The organism is Flavobacterium xanthum (assembly GCF_900142695.1).
Lineage (GTDB): Bacteria > Bacteroidota > Bacteroidia > Flavobacteriales > Flavobacteriaceae > Flavobacterium > Flavobacterium xanthum.
On the sequence record NZ_FRBU01000007.1, the window covers coordinates 45,003 to 61,252 of the forward strand.

Below are 16,250 nucleotides of genomic sequence, written 5' to 3' on the forward strand. Positions count from 1 at the left end.
TTTTTACTCGATTCATAAATTTTTATAAAGTGTTAAAAAGCCACTTTTTTAGAGATTACTTGACCAGTAGCCAAAGTCACTTTTACGATTCCCGTTTGCTTAAATAAACTAACATTTGAAGAACGGAATTCAGTTTCATCTAAAGCTTCCTTATCAAACACTTTTTTTCCTTGTAAATCAAAAATAGTAACTCGTTTTATCGTTTCGTTTGCTGATTTTATCTTCAATTCATTCTTGTCCTTAGAAATAATCACTTGATCCTCTAGTTGGTCCAAATCAGCTATTCCTAATGTTTTATCTGTGTACCGCAAAACTAAACGATCATCAAAGGTTCCTATTTTGGTTTCAAAAGTATACCCTGATTTCTTAAGATCATGAACAGAGCCATTTAGTTTATCTTCCAAGAATATATTTTGAGACGTAAATAATCCGTCTACCTCATCAATACTGATGGTGAAACCACCTTCAATTGCGGAACTATATCCCAAGGGGACAACATCATTTTCTTCAAAAGGCAAGGCTCTTCCTTGTATGGTCAGCGTTTCATCATCAGTGATACTGTAAAAATCAATAAACTCATTTCCATTAAAACTTACTCCATCAAAAGAGGGGTCATAAGCATTTGTAGCTGCTGTAATATAACCCACTAAAAGTTGTTTGAATGCACCTTGCGTATTAGTAAGGTTCAACCAAACGCGGTGATTTTCGGAAGTAGTTGTCGCATCAAATTTCTTGTTTGCTGTTCTAAAAAACTGACTATTAGTTCCTGTTATACCACCAACACCTACTCGCATACTATTTTCAAATTTTACTGTACCAGCAACTGCTTTAATTCCCGCAAAAAAAGACTGGCCTGAGGCAATTTTTCCTGAAGGTTTATTTACAATTTGAGTAATTCCTCCCAAAATATTTCCTGTTGCAACTACTGTAACACCTCCAGTCAAATTATAAGTAGCATAGTCATCAGAGGTATAAGCTAAAGCTCCTGATCCTTGGGAACCATTTGTAATGTTTCCTACATCTTGAATTGCCGTATTGTGCGTCCAAAAATATAAAGTTCCTTCTAATATCGAAATATTATCCCTTAAAAACTTGTTTGCATCTAATGCCGATGGATAAGGATTCCCCAAGAGCGCTGACGACTCTGAATTTGCAGCAGTAGAAGGAATTGCTACAGTAACTAAACCGTTATTTGGAATTCCAAAGAAAGACGCTTGATGAAGTCCTGGTGGTGTAGGCAATACATAATTAGCCCCTCGTATGATATAACCAACTCCATTAGTCATTTTTGAATTTGAATCTTCCGGCTTCCAGTCATAAGTAGCAACATCAAAAGAATAAAATTTATCTGAAGGTGTAAGTGGAGAGACATCTCGTAATACCTGCCCTTCAACGGGCGAAGACCAATAGATATAATCAAATGGTTTATAAGGTGAAGTTTGCCGTTGATAGGTGATTTTACCTGAATTAATTGCATTATCATTTACTTGAATCAAACTCGCATTGTTTTCAAAAGTTAACTTACCATTTACTGTAAGCCTGTCTTGCAACTTTAAAGAAATATTTGGATCAACTAGCATTGTAGTACCTGAATTCACTGTACAAGAACATAATTCTGTATTACTAGAGATTTTAATCGGAACTGCAGATGGAGCTGCTATAATTCCTATTTTTAAAAGTGTAGGCGGCGAAGTCCAGCTAGTACCATTGTAAGTAGTTGTTACCACATTATTAATAACCACATTAGAGGAAACAGAAGAAGCACAAGTCCCATTCGAAACTGAAAAAGTATAGGTCGTTCCAACTACTAAGCCTCCCACTGTTGCAGTTTCTCCATTTCCTGTTAATCCTGTTAAACCAGTTGTATTTGGACTTGCAATAATTGTCCAACTGCCAGTTGTAGGCAACCCACTCAACGGTACGCTGCCTGAAGACAGTACACAGTTCGGCTGATTTATTATACCTATAGTAGGTACCGCAAGTGCAATATAAACGTATGAAAAACTAACTCTAGACTGACCTCCTGTTTCAAAATACTCTAACACAAAATTAGTGGAACCACTAAGATATGCTGTATAAACTGTACTTTCGTAGGCATGATCATCCCAGTTATTGACTACATAAGTAGCTCCTCCATCTAAACTCAAACGGTAACCGTCGTCACCACCTACAGTAAAGGTGTAACAACCTGCAGGTAAATTTTGTGTCATTTTATATCGTACAGCAAAATTCGTATCATAAGTACCGCATAAATTGGGGCCTGAAATTGCACCGTTTGCCAAATCTAAATTGAAAATTTCCGGCTGTGTTACATATCCTCTATACGTGGTGGTAAATGGATTGTTTGGCGGATTGCCACCATTCGTATTCGCATAAACATACCCTATCCATGAATTTGCTCCATAAGTTACTTGATCTCCAGATACAGGAGAAACAGTTATAGTTACCGGAGAAGTATATGGACTATTACAAGTAATACCACCGCTTACTGAAACTGTTCTTCGTTGAAAACTTGTTGTTGCGGTAAGTGCAGGTGGATTGTATGTTGCACCGGTAGCTCCAGCAATAGTAACATAACTTCCGCTTGCATTTGTTTGCCACTCATAAGTAACGGTTCCAGAACCAGTTCCATTTAATGTAGAAGTAATAGGCGCGGGTGTCCTACCACTACAAATTGCTTGATTGGCTCCTATAGAACCAGCACCAACTACTGCATTTACCCTAACTAAAACGATGGCAGATGTACTCGTCGTGCTGCAAGAGGTAACTACTCTGCGGAACCAAGTAGTTTGAGTAAGTGCTCCTGTTGAATAATTTAAACCATTATTAGTTCCAGCCGCAGCTACAAAACCGGACGTTGCGCTTGTTGTGCTACTTTGCCATTGATATGTAAAAGTTCCCGTGCCTCCTGAAGGTGCAGTTCCAGTAATAGTTACAGCAGTACCATTACAGATAGGTTGTGCATAAGTTGCTGAAACATATAATCTTTTTAAAGTTCCTTCACAAGGATCTCCAAAAACACTATTTGTTGCGGATATCGAAGCTGTGGTATTGCCTAACAGATAACTTTCAGCTACACTTTGACTAGTATTAGAATGGCAAGCCCCTAGAATAAAGCTTGGAGCAGAACCGTTAGGCGTTCCATAACTTGCAAAATTCACTGTAGCAAAATACGTATTAACTGGTGCATTTAATCCTGCATTATTATTTTCATTCGCAGTGGCATTAACTTGTCCTGACGTACCATTGGAATATGAGACATTATTATTTGATATTGGGGGGCAAACGGGTTTTAGAGCAATTAATATCGTACCAGTCCTATCATTATCCTCTGACAGGCGAACTAAACCCGCTCCAGTAGTCCCAACTGTTGGCTTTAAAGCCCAAGCCATAGCGACTGCGGCATCACCAGAACCTTGATTGTCAAAAGATTCAGTTAAAGTCCCTGGAGTTGTAGTTTGCCAATTATCAAACGTGAGATTTTTTTTTGACATACCAAATAGTAAAACAGCCGCATTTGGAGTAACCGTCGTTATTGCAGACGTAGAAGTATCTCTATCATTATTGTTACGCGCTAGATTACTAATTGCTTCTATAGGATTATTTATATCTACTCCCGAAAAAGCGACAATTGTACCAACAACTTTTTTTGATTCTTCACCCAAAGTAAAGGTGTAACTCGTTGTGGATAAATCTGAGGAGGTAACAATTCTATACAAAATTGATCCCCAAGCATTCTTGCCTCCACCTTCGATATCACCATTAGCAATTGAATTCCAACCTATAGCTGTTGTATTTGTTTGTTTGTCATTTTCTTGTTGAGCAATAGTAACCAACATAATATCACCAACATTTATACCAGTAGGTTTATTAATTGTTATCTCTGGTAAATCATTTTTTTTTATGTCTGCACTTCTAGTTGTGATATTCCCCGATAACTGTATTTGCGCAAATGATGCTTCGATAGACAAAAAAAATAGAATTAGAAAAAGTATTTTTTTATTCATAATGAGATTTATATTTTATCAGCTAATTTTGTACAAAAAGCCTTTAATTTTTTAAATTAAGAACTGAAAATCAATTCATTCATTAAAGGTACTATCCCATTTTAAATACAAAGGCATATTGTCGATAAAAAGCAATAATAACCGATTAAATACACTTTTTTATTACCTAAGATCACAAAAAAAACTTTTGAAAAATGAAAATCTTCCAGCATTTTCATTAGGTATTTCTAAGAAATGCGCTCCAAAAAAATTAATAGGAAAGCGCTCCAAAAATTATACTAGCAAGGCTGCTGATAATCAGTATCGGTACAGACGAAACTGCTCATGATTTGGTCTTAAAAAAATAGTCTTTATTGTTACGTTTTACAATCAAAAGCAGTTCCTTAATCACAAAACTATCTTTAGAATAAAAGATAAACACTACTTTTGCTTGTTGACCCGTTTGCCTTACAAAAGAATTTATGAAAGAAATCTTTTCCATAAAAGAAGCCATCCACAAAATAGAGCATTATTGCGCCTATCAAGAACGCTGTCATGAAGAAGTAGTTCAAAAATTACGCAGCATGAAAATGGATTCAGATGAAATTGATACTATTCTAGTGCATCTGATCAAAGATAATTTCCTGAATGAAAGTCGGTTTGCCTGCAGTTTTGCCAGAGGAAAGCACCGTATCAAGTTTTGGGGAAAAATGAGAATTGTGAATGAATTAAAATTTCGGAAAATCACACAATACAATATCAATCTGGCACTCAGAGAAATCTCAGCAGAAGAGTATTTAGCTACTTTCCATACCGTCGCAGAAAGAAACTGGGAATCTGTACGAGAAACTAATTTGTTAAAAAAACGTAAAAAATGCTGTGATTACCTGCTTCGAAAAGGCTTTGAAAGCACTTTAGTTTACGAAAAAGTAAAGGAGCTGATGGATTTGAACACGGATTAGTACCGATTATTACAATTTAATTGCAAACTAAAACTAGTATTTATAGGTTATCTCAATCACCAATAATAGTAACCAACTCGAATTTGTAGGTCACTATTTTAAAAAGCACTAAAAACTAGAGCAATTTTATGGGCTTACTTTTTTTGTATTTTAATGAGTGCAAGTAAATCGTTACAAACTCAAAAGAATACTCACCGCATTTCCACCAAAACCAACCGCATTAATCAAGACTTTTCTGATGGGTTTGGTTTGGGTTTGTGCTTTCGCAAAAGGCACTCCGATAAACCTATTGTGTTGCATCATCAATATAGCGAATTCCAGACTCAAAATTCCTGATGCGCCAAAAGTGTGGCCTATCTTCCATTTATTAGTGGTCAACAAGGGCAGGTTTTTTCCAAATACTTTTTCAATAGCGTTATATTCCGTTATATCCCCTTTGATGGTTCCTGGTGCGTGCATCACGATTACATCTACTTCGGATAATTCGGTGTTTTCCAATGCCATTTTCATAGATTTCTGGAAGCAAGTTGCCTCTGCCGAAATAGAAATATTATGTTCCAAAATTTCTGTGGCATAACCTATTCCTTCGATATACGCTAAAGCATTGTCAGTCGCCCCTATTTCGAGACAACAAACGCCAGCTCCTTCCCCTAGAATCATCGTGCTTCGTTTCTTCTCTAAATCTAGTGCTCGGTTAGGCCATTCAATATGCCCCGATTGCGGATTGTCGCTTTCTGCATAAATTTTCAGCGCTCGCATTTGAGCAATTGTAAAATCAGTTAATGGAGCTTCACTACCGCCTATTAAAAATTTATCTGCCATTCCAGCGCGAAGCCAAGCCACGCCGTTCAACAAAGCATGCAAGGCCGTTGAACACGTGATAGAATGTGAAATTTCGGGTCCTGAACTTTGTAAATCATGAGCGACCCAAGAGGAAATATTTCCCAAAGTCGTCGTTGGTGATGCAAGGGTTTGTGCTTTACCTGTTTGTAAATAATCCCGATGGTGTTTTTCGAATAAAACCGTCGCACCACGAGAGGATCCAATATTGATTCCAAAAACGTCATTTTGAGTCCAACCCGCATTTTCAATCGCTTTGCGAGAAGCTGCGATAGCGTACAATACGGATTTATCTAGCGACTTGTATTTGTGATCTGACTCTCGTAAAGCACCAACAACTTGCTCTGAATTAGCGTCTAAAGTCGCTACAAAAGTCTTTTTATGATCTAAAACATGTTCCGTAAAACAATGGTTTTCATGGAGGTAGTTTTCCCAAATTGTTTTTGAGTCAGTACCCAATGGAGAAATAGAAGCTATGGCGGTTATGGAGATTGTTTGTTGTTGCAAGTGGATAATTTTTTATTTTGTTTCACGAAAATTCAAAAAGAAAACTCTAAGATCCGCTACGTTTTTCTATTATTAAAGAAAATTTTCAATCCTCTTTCTTTGTGAATCTCTGCGTCTTCTTTGTGAATATTTGTGTAATAACTTTGGAGGCAAAATTAAACTATTTCTAGAGCATTTTCGACCACTTGATACACTTTTTGCAACTGCTCATCAGTAATAACATACGGTGGCAAAATGTAGACAATATTACCAACCGGACGCAAAATCACTCCGTTTTCGATAAAAAAATCATAGAGTTTATTCCGCAATGTTCCATAATAACTAGCAGCACTTTCAGTTTTTATTTCTAATGCAAAAATAACGCCCAGCACTCGGGTTGTGACTACTTTCGGATGATTTTTAACACGCTCCTGAAACTCCAAATGTTGGTGATTGACACGAACTATGTTGGCTTGCATTTCATCCGTTTGCAACAATTTCATACTAGCTAAAGCCGCTGCGCAACCTGTAGGATTTGCTGTAAAAGTATGGCCATGAAACAATGCTTTGTTAATGTCGTCATCGTAAAAAGCATCGAATAAATCTTGCGTGAAAGTCGTAATTGCCATAGGAATCGTTCCTCCAGTCAACGCTTTGGACAAACACATCATGTCTGGTTTTTCAACCAAATAATCTGTTGCAAACGTTTTACCAGTTTTCCCAAAGCCTGTCATTACTTCATCCGCAATGGTCAGCACATTATGCTTCTGACAAATTCGCATCAATTGATCTAGCGATTCCGGTTCGTACATCACCATTCCTGCGGCTCCTTGAACGAGAGGTTCAAAAATAAAACCTGCACAGTTGTTGTTTTTTAGTACCGCTTGCAACGCTTCGTAACTCTCTTGCTCTTGTCCTTTAACTGGAACCGGAATCCGAACCACATTAATAAACATTCCTTCAAAAGCTTCGACAAAAAAAGAAATTCCACTTGCTGCCATCGCACCAAAAGTGTCGCCATGAAAAGCATTTTCGAAAGCAATTATCGTCGTTCTCTTTTCTCCTTTATTGAAAAAATACTGCAAAGCGACTTTAATTGCGACTTCAACAGCCGTAGAACCATTATCCGAAAAGAATATCTTTTGTTGGTTTTTTGGCAAAATTTCCATCAACTTCTCGGCTACCAAAATAGCGGGCTCATGTGTAAATCCACCAAATAACACATGTTCTAATGTGGTGAGTTGTTTGTAAATGGCATCGGCAATAAATGTGTTGGAATGTCCGTACGGATTGACCCACCACGAAGCGATGGCGTCAATATATTCTTTATTATTTTCGTCCCAAAGCAAAGCACCTTTTCCTCTTTTGATGGCAATAGGCAAAGCTGCGGTTTTATGTTGAGTATACGGATGCCAAAGATATTGGCCGTCTCTTTCTGTTAAAGTCATTTTAAATAATATATTTCACAAAGATACACAGAGAAAGTACAGAGTCTCACAAAGATTTTATAAACTCAATAGCTGTTCCCGAAACAAATCAGCGTATTCTTTGATTACATTTTGATCAAAATAGGGCTCTCGTTCTATTCTACCAATGCATTTAACTCCTGTTTTAGATAAAATGATAGATTCAGTAGCTTTATTTTCATCGCCCGAAAAAACAATTCCCGCAACTGCGATTTTTCTGTTCTGCAAAGCTTCAATAGTCAATAAAGTATGGTTAATGCTGCCCAAATAATGACGGGAAACCACCACAACTTTATAATCCGGCTGAATCAAATCGATGACACAATCATTTGAATTTAATGGAACAAAAACTCCTCCTGCACCCTCAATTACTAAATGATTAGCTGTTTCCGGTTCGATAATTTTCTTTAAATCAATAGTAATTTTGTCTATTTCAGCTGCAAAATGTGGACTCGCTGGCGTATTCAACGCATAACTATTGGGATGTATGACGGTCTTTGTATTCGATAAAAACGATTTGACTTTGTGACTGTCGGAATTATCTAAATCTCCCGCTTGAATAGGTTTCCAATAATCAGCTTCTAAAGCTTCTGTAATGATAGATGATGCAATGGTTTTACCAACATCGGTTCCAATTCCTGTTATAAATAGTTTCATAGATATTTGGCCACGGATGACACGGATTAAACGGATTTATATAGATTCTTTAATTTTTTCTATTATTTGTGAAAATCAGTCTTTTAATTTCTGGTTTTTCTCCAAAGTTTAATAACAACCCTATTTCAATATTTGTAGCTTTTAGATAATTTAAAGTTTGAACATAATGCGCCTTTACCAAACTCTCACAAGCCTTTAATTCTAAAATTATAACACCATTAATTAATAAATCAGCAAAAAAGTCACCAACAAGTTCGTTTTTATAATATACTTTAATTTGCTTTTGAGGTTCCACTTTAAAACCTTGCGATTTTAATTCCAAATACATTGCATTTTGATACACCTTTTCAAGAAAACCATACCCCAATTCATTGTAAACTTCATAAAAAACTTTCAAAATAGATTCCGACAATTCTTTGTGCAAAATTTCAGTCATTTTTTACTATTTAAAAGTTAAAATCCTTTTAATCCGTGGCATCTGTGGCTAAAAAACAAAAGTACTCAACAATCGCAACACTTCGGATATTTCCTCATGCGAATTATAACTGTGCAAACAAAAACGAAGTCGTTCCTGACCTTCTGGAACGGTTGGCGAAAGAATTGCTTTCACATCAAATCCTTTTTCTTGAAGCTGGCTGGCTATTGCTTTTACTTTTTCATTTCCTGGAACAATAGCCGATTGTATCGCGGATTTACTTCGGACAAAAAGTGGTTTTAATCCCAACATATTCTTTTCTTGATTGAACTGAATGATGTTTTCTCGAAGTACTTCTATATTTTTTTTATCTTTTTCTAAAAATTGATAGGCTACCAAAATCGTGGCTACCGAATGCGGCGAAAGCCCTGTGGTATAAATAAAACTTCGGGCAAAATTCACTAAATAATCCCTCAATTCAACCGAACCTAAAATCGCGGCTCCATGACACCCCAATCCTTTCCCGAAAGTCATAATGCGAGCAAAAAAATGCTCTTGCAATCCCAGCATTTGAACAAATCCTTCACCTTTTGAACCAAAAACTCCCAAAGCATGTGCTTCATCAACAACAAGATAACAATTGTGTTTAGTTGAAACCGAAACCAATTCTTCTAGATTTGGACAATCGCCATCCATAGAAAAAACAGATTCGGTGACAATATAAATAGTGGTGTCTGGATTCCTTAAAATTAACTTTTCTAAATCTTCAAAATCATTATGATTGAATTTATAGGCCTTGGCATTGGATAATTGAATTCCGTCCCGAATAGAAGCATGGCACAATTCATCGTATAAAATCAAATCGCCTTTTTGTGGAACGGCACTAAAAAAACCAACATTGGCATCGTAACCGGAATTGAAGATTAAGGCGGTGGCTGATTGGTGGAACGTAGCAATAACGTCTTCTGTTTCCTCAAATAAACTATGATTCCCTGACAACAGTCGGGAGCCAGTCGCACCGTTTTGAACACACTTTTTATCTATTAAATACTGATGTGTTTTATGAAAAATACATTCCGACTTCGACAATCCAAGATAATCATTCGAAGCAAAATCAATTAAATTACTTGAAATGGGTAACTTTCGTAAAGCATTAGCTTGTTTTCGAATTTGAAGTTTGCCTGTTAGATTCTCTGGAAATTGTTTCATAGTCTGCAAAAATAAGCATCTTTTTTGTTTTATGAATTCTGTGTGTTATTTGTTTCGTTTTTAAGTAAAATTTCAAAAAAAATCTGTTTTTATTGATGAATAAAAATTATTTCGGTTTTCATGAAGCAATAATTTAATTATGATTTAACAATTACAATAAAAGAATAGATAAATATTATACAATTTTTTACGAAAACGGTTTCGATTTTCAAATTTCATGAAAATGTGTTAAAAAAAACTTAAAATAAATAATAGAACTGTTAACGTATTGAATAGTTTTTTACTTTCGACGACAATGAAACGAATTGCATCACTTTTCTTACTCGTAACTTTATTCTACAATGCGATGGGTTACTATCTTATGTTTGCTTATCAAGAAGAGCAAGCGTGGGTAGCTGCTATGGAAAAAAGACACGATTCAGAGTTTCAAGTAATCGAGTTGAACGCCACTTTATACTCATTTATCGAAGACACTGATTTTGAGTATGTCAATGAAGATGTTGTCATTAACAATAAAAGCTACCATATTTTCAAGAAAAGAATTCAAAACAACATACTTAGTTTGTACTACCTGCGCAATTCACATCAAGATGCGATCAGTCAAGATTTAAAAGACATTGTAGACAATCAATTATTCAACGGGTCTTCATCAAAAGAGTCTCCGGTTAAAAAACTCATGAAGTCTTTTCTTCAAGATTATATTCCAAACACTACTGTTTGCCTGAATTTTTCTCCAAAAACAATCCTACATTCAATTGAATCTATCATTACTCCAACTCAAGCACTTGCTTCCGGGTACTATTCGGTGTCATATTCACCACCCGATTTCGCTTAAATCCTCTTTCATTTTAGTGAAATCATTCGCTTTGATCTGGCATTTGTAAAGCCAAGATACTTCACGATTGCTTTTTGGCTAAAGCTGTACATTTATCAAACCTTTCATTAGAAATTAAGCCTGCAAAAAAATACGAAATAAACTTTTGTGTTTTCTGATTTCATTTTTTTAGATGATTTCATCGGCATACTATATTTCAATTCTGGTTTGTTTTGTAGCACTAGCTTGTAGTATCCTGAATTAAATTGATAGCAAATTTAGATTTTGAACAGCGTCACTATTTCACAGAAATGCTTTAATTCATCGAATTTCCATCTAAAAACATGTACATTTTTGGAGAAAGTCAACTGTAATTCTTGTTTTAAAGTGAAACATTTCATCAACAAACCACTATTTTAAAAAATGACTTCCTTTCTGGAAGAAGTTGTTACAGGCTTATTTTATATCAGTAACTATTCAAAAAAAACCAAAAATTGAAAAATCTATCTCCATTACAATCCGTTTGTAGTTTTATCCTATTTGTAACAATGGCATTTAATTCGGAAACAACAGCTGCGCAAGGATGTGTGGCTATCAAAGGGAATGCGACAAGTTGCATGTCGATTCACGCTGACAGCAGTGCCGTTTCCGGATGGCAATTTGCCAGCAGCGGTCGCTATTTTAGATCATTTAGACACTTTTCAGGAAGAAAAGAAAACAAAGATAGGTTGCTTCAAAAAAACAGAAGTAATCAATTATACCTCTGTTTTCAATCTTTCGTTAACCAGAATATTAAACAACCGCTGGTCCGTTATGGTCGATCTTCCTATTTCGAACAATGTTCGTTCCTCCTTATACGAACATGGATTAGTCAATGGCACTTACGTAAAAAGAGAACGCAACTCTACTAGTTCATTTGGAATAGGCGACATCCGATTCGCCGCTTACCGATGGATGTTAGATCCGACAAAATACGCTAAAGGCAATCTGCAATTAGGATTAGGGATAAAGTTACCAACCGGTGATTACAACTATAAAGATTATTTTTACAATGTAGGTCCAAACGGGACAAAAGAGTTGCGTCCAGTAGATCAATCCATACAGTTGGGAGACGGCGGAACCGGATTTACTTTTGAAGTAAATACATTTTACAACTTCATAGAAAACTTTGGCGTTTACGGAAATTTCTATTATTTAATAAATCCACGCGAGCAAAACGGTACAAGAACTTACAGAGAAACGTTAGCATCACGATTAGCCAACGAAGCGACTATGAGTGTTCCAGATCAATATATGTTTAGAGCAGGTTTTACTTATTCCGTGAATCAAATAAAAGGTTTGTCTGTAGCCGCAGGAGTTAGATTAGAAGGAATCCCTGTGAATGATCTCGTGGGTGGAAGCGGAGATTTCCGTCGTCCTGGATACATTTGGTCCGTAGAACCTTCTTTAAACTATGAGTATAAAAAAGTAATAGTATTTGCTTCTGTACCATTTGCAGTAGTTCGCAATCGTACGCAAAGTGTAACCGACAAAGAAAATTCGATCAAAACAGGAACTCATGTTCAAGGTGACGCGGCATTTGCTGATTATATTATCAACATTGGTATATCAACTAGATTTTAGCTACAAACAGTTTCTAAAACATCATTAAAACACACATGCGAAAAATGAATTAAAAAGAATCCATATTGATTTTCACGGTTGATAATTTGTTTAAAGGTTTGTTTAAAAATTCTTTATCAACTCAAGCCTAACAGATGTTGGAAACCTGTTAGGCTTTTTTAATGAAAATCTATAAATCGACTTCTCTTGACATAGTTTCAATCTTAGAATTAGAATAAAATAAAAGTTCCTAAAATTAATCTTTAAAAAATTTTATTGTTTTAGAATATTTAATTATTGTTTATCAATAATTATCATATATTTGTCACAACTTATAACTTTATAAAAATGAAAAAATTACAAATCTTGAGAGCTGTTTTGGACTTTTTCTGGTTTTTTTCTTTAATCAGCGGAATTGGAATTTTGATTTTGCTAACTTTTTATTTATTTGATTCTAATATGGATATCCCTGTAAAAATAAAGGGAAACGTAATAACACCTACTACGCTACTTTCTAAGCTGATTATTTTAGCAAATGTGATCAGTGGATTTCTCTTTTTATACAGCATCTACGTGTTGAGAAAAGTGGTTGGATATTTCCAAAGAAAAGAAATCTTTAAATCTGAGGTTATAGAAAATTTTAATTTAATCGGTAAATTAGTTATCAGCTCTTCGCTTATTAGCCATCTATCCTTATTTATCTTTACTTACATCAATCGAGGCACTGTAGGCTTCTCAATAGAATTTGGAAGCTATGACTCCTTCTTAATTTCAATTAGTTTGGGATTGTTTTTCATGGTGATTAGTGAGGTTTTCAAAATAGCTAAGAATATAAAGGAAGAAAACGAATTAACAATTTAGCACTACTAATCAATTACAGCCTCCGATTAAAATCAGCAATTAACTAGATTAAAAAATTGAAATAAGATGAAAAAAATAATTATTCTGAATTGGGTATTAAAAATATTTATAGGGATTTTACTCTTGGCTATCCCCATAAACGAATGCTTGCGCTATAACCTATCTAATGAAGCAAGAACTTTAATGTACAAAGATTCCCTTTTTGGGCATTTCAGTCCCTATATTATGTTAGTACGAATAGCGATAGTACTATTTGCCCTATTTAATATTCAAAAGGGGCTGCAAGCATTTATTAAAGAAGGCTTTTTTAACGTCAAAAGCTCTGATAGATTTAAAAAAAGTGGTTACTTGCTGCTATTCATTAGCCTCTTTGGAATCATCATTAGTCTGTTGGTAATGTATCATTCCCCAGAAGAACAAACACTATCTGATATAATTATGTATCTACTATTACTTGCAATAGGGATTGGCTTATTGGCTTTTTCTGATGTTATTAAAAAAGGAAACACCATCGAGACAGAAAACAATCTAACAATATAGCCATGCCCATCATTATCAACTTAGATGTTATGCTTGCCAAGCGAAAAATGCGTTCGAATGAATTAGCTGAAAGAATGGGAATCACAACAGCTAACCTTTCTATTTTGAAAACCGGAAAAGCAAAGGCGGTTCGGTTTTCTACTTTGGAGGCAATTTGTGAGATTCTGGAATGCCAACCCGGGGACATTATGGAGTTTGTAAAAGAAGAATAATCTGGAAAAGTCAAATCCCTAGCCCAGATAGCAGTGGAAATCCTTTTGCTTTTTTCTTTAAAAAGCAAAAGATTGAAACGTAAAGCTGGAAATAGCTCCAAAAAAAAAGTCACACATTACTGTATGACTTTTGTTTTTTATTTTGACATGTCTTAATCTACTAAAACAATCACTTTATTGTCTTTCATTTCAATTGTTCCTGAATTGATAGCAAGGGTGTAATTTTGAGCATCTAGTTTAGTAAATTTACCTGCAACCTCTTTTGCAAAAGCAAAGTTAGAAGCTGTAATTTTCACTACACCTTTTCCTAAAATAGAAACGATTGGTGCGTGGTTATTTAAAATCTGAAAGCTTCCATCAACTCCTGGCAATGTAACCGAAGTTACGTCAGCTGAAAATAATTTTGCTTCTGGTGACACTATTTCTAATAACATAATTTTTCAGTTTAAAGCTTAAAAGTTTAAAGTTTAAGGTTACTTGAGAATCTTAAACTTTAAACTTTAAAACTAATTTTTAAGCTTCCGCTAACATTTTTTCTCCAGCTTCGATAGCTTCTTCAATAGTCCCTTTAAGGTTAAAAGCTGATTCTGGCAAGTGATCTAATTCACCGTCAATAATCATGTTAAATCCTTTAATGGTATCTTTGATATCAACTAAAACTCCTTTCAATCCTGTAAATTGCTCTGCAACGTGGAATGGTTGAGATAAGAAACGTTGTACACGACGCGCTCTTGAAACAGATAATTTATCTTCTTCAGATAATTCTTCCATACCAAGGATTGCGATAATATCTTGTAATTGTTTGTATTTTTGTAAAATTTCTTTTACTCTTTGTGCACAGTCATAATGCTCATCACCTAAAATTTGAGGAGTAAGAATTCTTGAAGTAGAATCCAATGGATCTACCGCAGGATAAATACCTAATTCCGCAATTTTACGAGATAATACTGTTGTTGCATCTAAGTGAGCAAAAGTTGTAGCCGGAGCTGGATCCGTTAAATCATCCGCAGGCACGTAAACCGCTTGTACAGATGTAATAGACCCTTTGTTTGTCGAAGTAATACGTTCTTGCATAGCACCCATTTCTGTTGCTAATGTTGGTTGGTATCCTACTGCAGATGGCATACGACCTAAAAGTGCCGAAACCTCAGAACCTGCTTGCGTAAAACGGAAGATATTATCCACGAAAAACAATACATCTTTCCCTTGATCAGTTCCTGCTCCATCACGGAAATACTCCGCAATAGATAATCCAGAAAGTGCTACACGAGCACGAGCTCCTGGTGGCTCATTCATTTGACCGAAAACGAAAGTAGCTTTAGACTCTCTCATTCCTGGCATATCCACTTTAGATAAATCCCATCCTCCATTTTCCATAGAGTGCATGAATTCATCCCCGTATTTTATAATTCCAGACTCTAACATCTCACGAAGCAAATCATTCCCTTCACGTGTTCTTTCCCCTACTCCTGCGAATACAGAAAGTCCACCGTGACCTTTAGCGATATTGTTAATCAACTCCTGAATCAATACTGTTTTACCAACACCTGCACCACCAAACAACCCAATTTTTCCTCCTTTTGAATAAGGCTCAATTAAATCGATTACTTTAATACCGGTGAATAAAACTTCAGAAGAAGTAGATAAATCTTCGAATTTTGGTGCTTGTCTGTGAATAGACATTCCGTTTTCTCCTGTTTTTGGTAAATTACCTAAACCGTCGATTGCATCTCCAATTACGTTGAATAAACGACCGTAAACATCGGCACCAATTGGCATTTGGATAGGATTCCCTGTTCCAACTACTTCATAACCTCTGCTCAAACCATCTGTTGAGTCCATCGAAATGGTACGTACTGTATTTTCACCAATGTGAGATTGTACTTCAAGTACCAATAAAGTACCATCTTTTTTTGTGATTTCTAACGAATCATAAATTTTTGGAAGTTCAACATCTTTACCGTTGAAAACTACGTCAACTACTGGTCCAATGATCTGGGCAACTTTTCCTATTACTTTTGACATTACTTATGTGTTTATTAAATAGCTATTTAGGTTTATGAATTAGTACTAATCGAAACGTATCGATTAAATGCCTTTTTCAGAGCGCAAAGATAATTTTTTAAAATAAAAAATCAACACCTTTTGCGATAAAAAAAGGATATTTTTAATAGTTTGCATAGAAATGACCAAGAAACGG

Annotated in this window: 14 protein-coding genes; 6 read left to right on the plus strand and 8 right to left on the minus strand. The window is 35.4% G+C overall.

The features are described from left to right. Positions 1–32: 32 nt before the first annotated feature. A complete protein-coding gene (locus BUC11_RS04430; RefSeq protein ID WP_073352305.1) occupies positions 33–4,007 on the minus strand; it encodes a T9SS sorting signal type C domain-containing protein in 3,975 nt (1,324 codons plus the stop codon). A gap of 461 nt (positions 4,008–4,468) precedes the next feature. Here BUC11_RS04430 and BUC11_RS04435 point away from each other — a divergent pair, with 461 nt between their 5' ends. After that, entirely contained in the window at positions 4,469–4,948 is a 480-nt protein-coding gene (locus BUC11_RS04435; protein ID WP_073352307.1) for a regulatory protein RecX, read from the plus strand. A gap of 171 nt (positions 4,949–5,119) precedes the next feature. Here BUC11_RS04435 and BUC11_RS04440 read toward each other — a convergent pair whose 3' ends face one another. From BUC11_RS04440 to BUC11_RS04460, 5 genes are all read right to left on the minus strand, one after another. Continuing rightward, entirely contained in the window at positions 5,120–6,295 is a 1,176-nt protein-coding gene (locus tag BUC11_RS04440; protein WP_073352309.1) for a beta-ketoacyl synthase N-terminal-like domain-containing protein, read from the minus strand. A 155-nt stretch (positions 6,296–6,450) separates the two neighbouring features. Then, positions 6,451–7,722, minus strand: a complete 1,272-nt coding sequence (bioA, locus tag BUC11_RS04445; protein ID WP_073352311.1) for an adenosylmethionine--8-amino-7-oxononanoate transaminase — start codon at positions 7,720–7,722, stop codon at positions 6,451–6,453. Between the two features lie 57 nt (positions 7,723–7,779). Further along, positions 7,780–8,397 carry a dethiobiotin synthase gene (gene bioD, locus BUC11_RS04450; protein WP_073352313.1) on the minus strand — a complete coding sequence of 206 codons (618 nt, stop codon included), beginning with the start codon at positions 8,395–8,397 and terminating at the stop codon, positions 7,780–7,782. Positions 8,398–8,446: 49 nt separating this feature from the next. Further along, positions 8,447–8,833 carry a GxxExxY protein gene (locus BUC11_RS04455; RefSeq protein ID WP_073352315.1) on the minus strand — a complete coding sequence of 129 codons (387 nt, stop codon included), beginning with the start codon at positions 8,831–8,833 and terminating at the stop codon, positions 8,447–8,449. A 48-nt stretch (positions 8,834–8,881) separates the two neighbouring features. After that, complete coding sequence (locus BUC11_RS04460; protein ID WP_073352317.1) at positions 8,882–10,021, minus strand: aminotransferase class I/II-fold pyridoxal phosphate-dependent enzyme; 1,140 nt, start codon at positions 10,019–10,021, stop codon at positions 8,882–8,884. A 295-nt stretch (positions 10,022–10,316) separates the two neighbouring features. Here BUC11_RS04460 and BUC11_RS04465 point away from each other — a divergent pair, with 295 nt between their 5' ends. The 5 genes from BUC11_RS04465 (at position 10,317) to BUC11_RS04485 (ending at position 14,050) form a co-directional block, all read left to right on the plus strand. Continuing rightward, entirely contained in the window at positions 10,317–10,856 is a 540-nt protein-coding gene (locus BUC11_RS04465) for a hypothetical protein (RefSeq protein WP_073352318.1), read from the plus strand. Between the two features lie 582 nt (positions 10,857–11,438). Then, positions 11,439–12,458 (plus strand): hypothetical protein, encoded by a 1,020-nt coding sequence (locus BUC11_RS04470; protein WP_217651035.1) that lies wholly within the window; start codon positions 11,439–11,441, stop codon positions 12,456–12,458. 327 nt (positions 12,459–12,785) lie between these two features. Continuing rightward, a complete protein-coding gene (locus tag BUC11_RS04475; protein ID WP_073352319.1) occupies positions 12,786–13,298 on the plus strand; it encodes a DUF2975 domain-containing protein in 513 nt (170 codons plus the stop codon). 66 nt (positions 13,299–13,364) lie between these two features. Next, positions 13,365–13,838: a DUF2975 domain-containing protein gene (locus tag BUC11_RS04480; RefSeq protein WP_073352321.1), complete on the plus strand. Its 474-nt coding sequence runs from the start codon at positions 13,365–13,367 to the stop codon at positions 13,836–13,838. 2 nt (positions 13,839–13,840) lie between these two features. Continuing rightward, the gene (locus BUC11_RS04485) at positions 13,841–14,050 is read left to right on the plus strand and encodes a helix-turn-helix domain-containing protein (protein WP_073352323.1); all 210 of its coding nucleotides are present in this window, start codon (positions 13,841–13,843) and stop codon (positions 14,048–14,050) included. 152 nt (positions 14,051–14,202) lie between these two features. On the opposite strand, the gene BUC11_RS04490 is transcribed toward BUC11_RS04485, so the two are convergent. Then, a complete protein-coding gene (locus BUC11_RS04490; protein WP_073352325.1) occupies positions 14,203–14,484 on the minus strand; it encodes a FoF1 ATP synthase subunit delta/epsilon in 282 nt (93 codons plus the stop codon). Between the two features lie 79 nt (positions 14,485–14,563). Continuing rightward, positions 14,564–16,075, minus strand: coding sequence for a F0F1 ATP synthase subunit beta (atpD, locus tag BUC11_RS04495; protein ID WP_073352327.1), 1,512 nt, complete (start codon positions 16,073–16,075; stop codon positions 14,564–14,566). Positions 16,076–16,250: the final 175 nt, after the last annotated feature.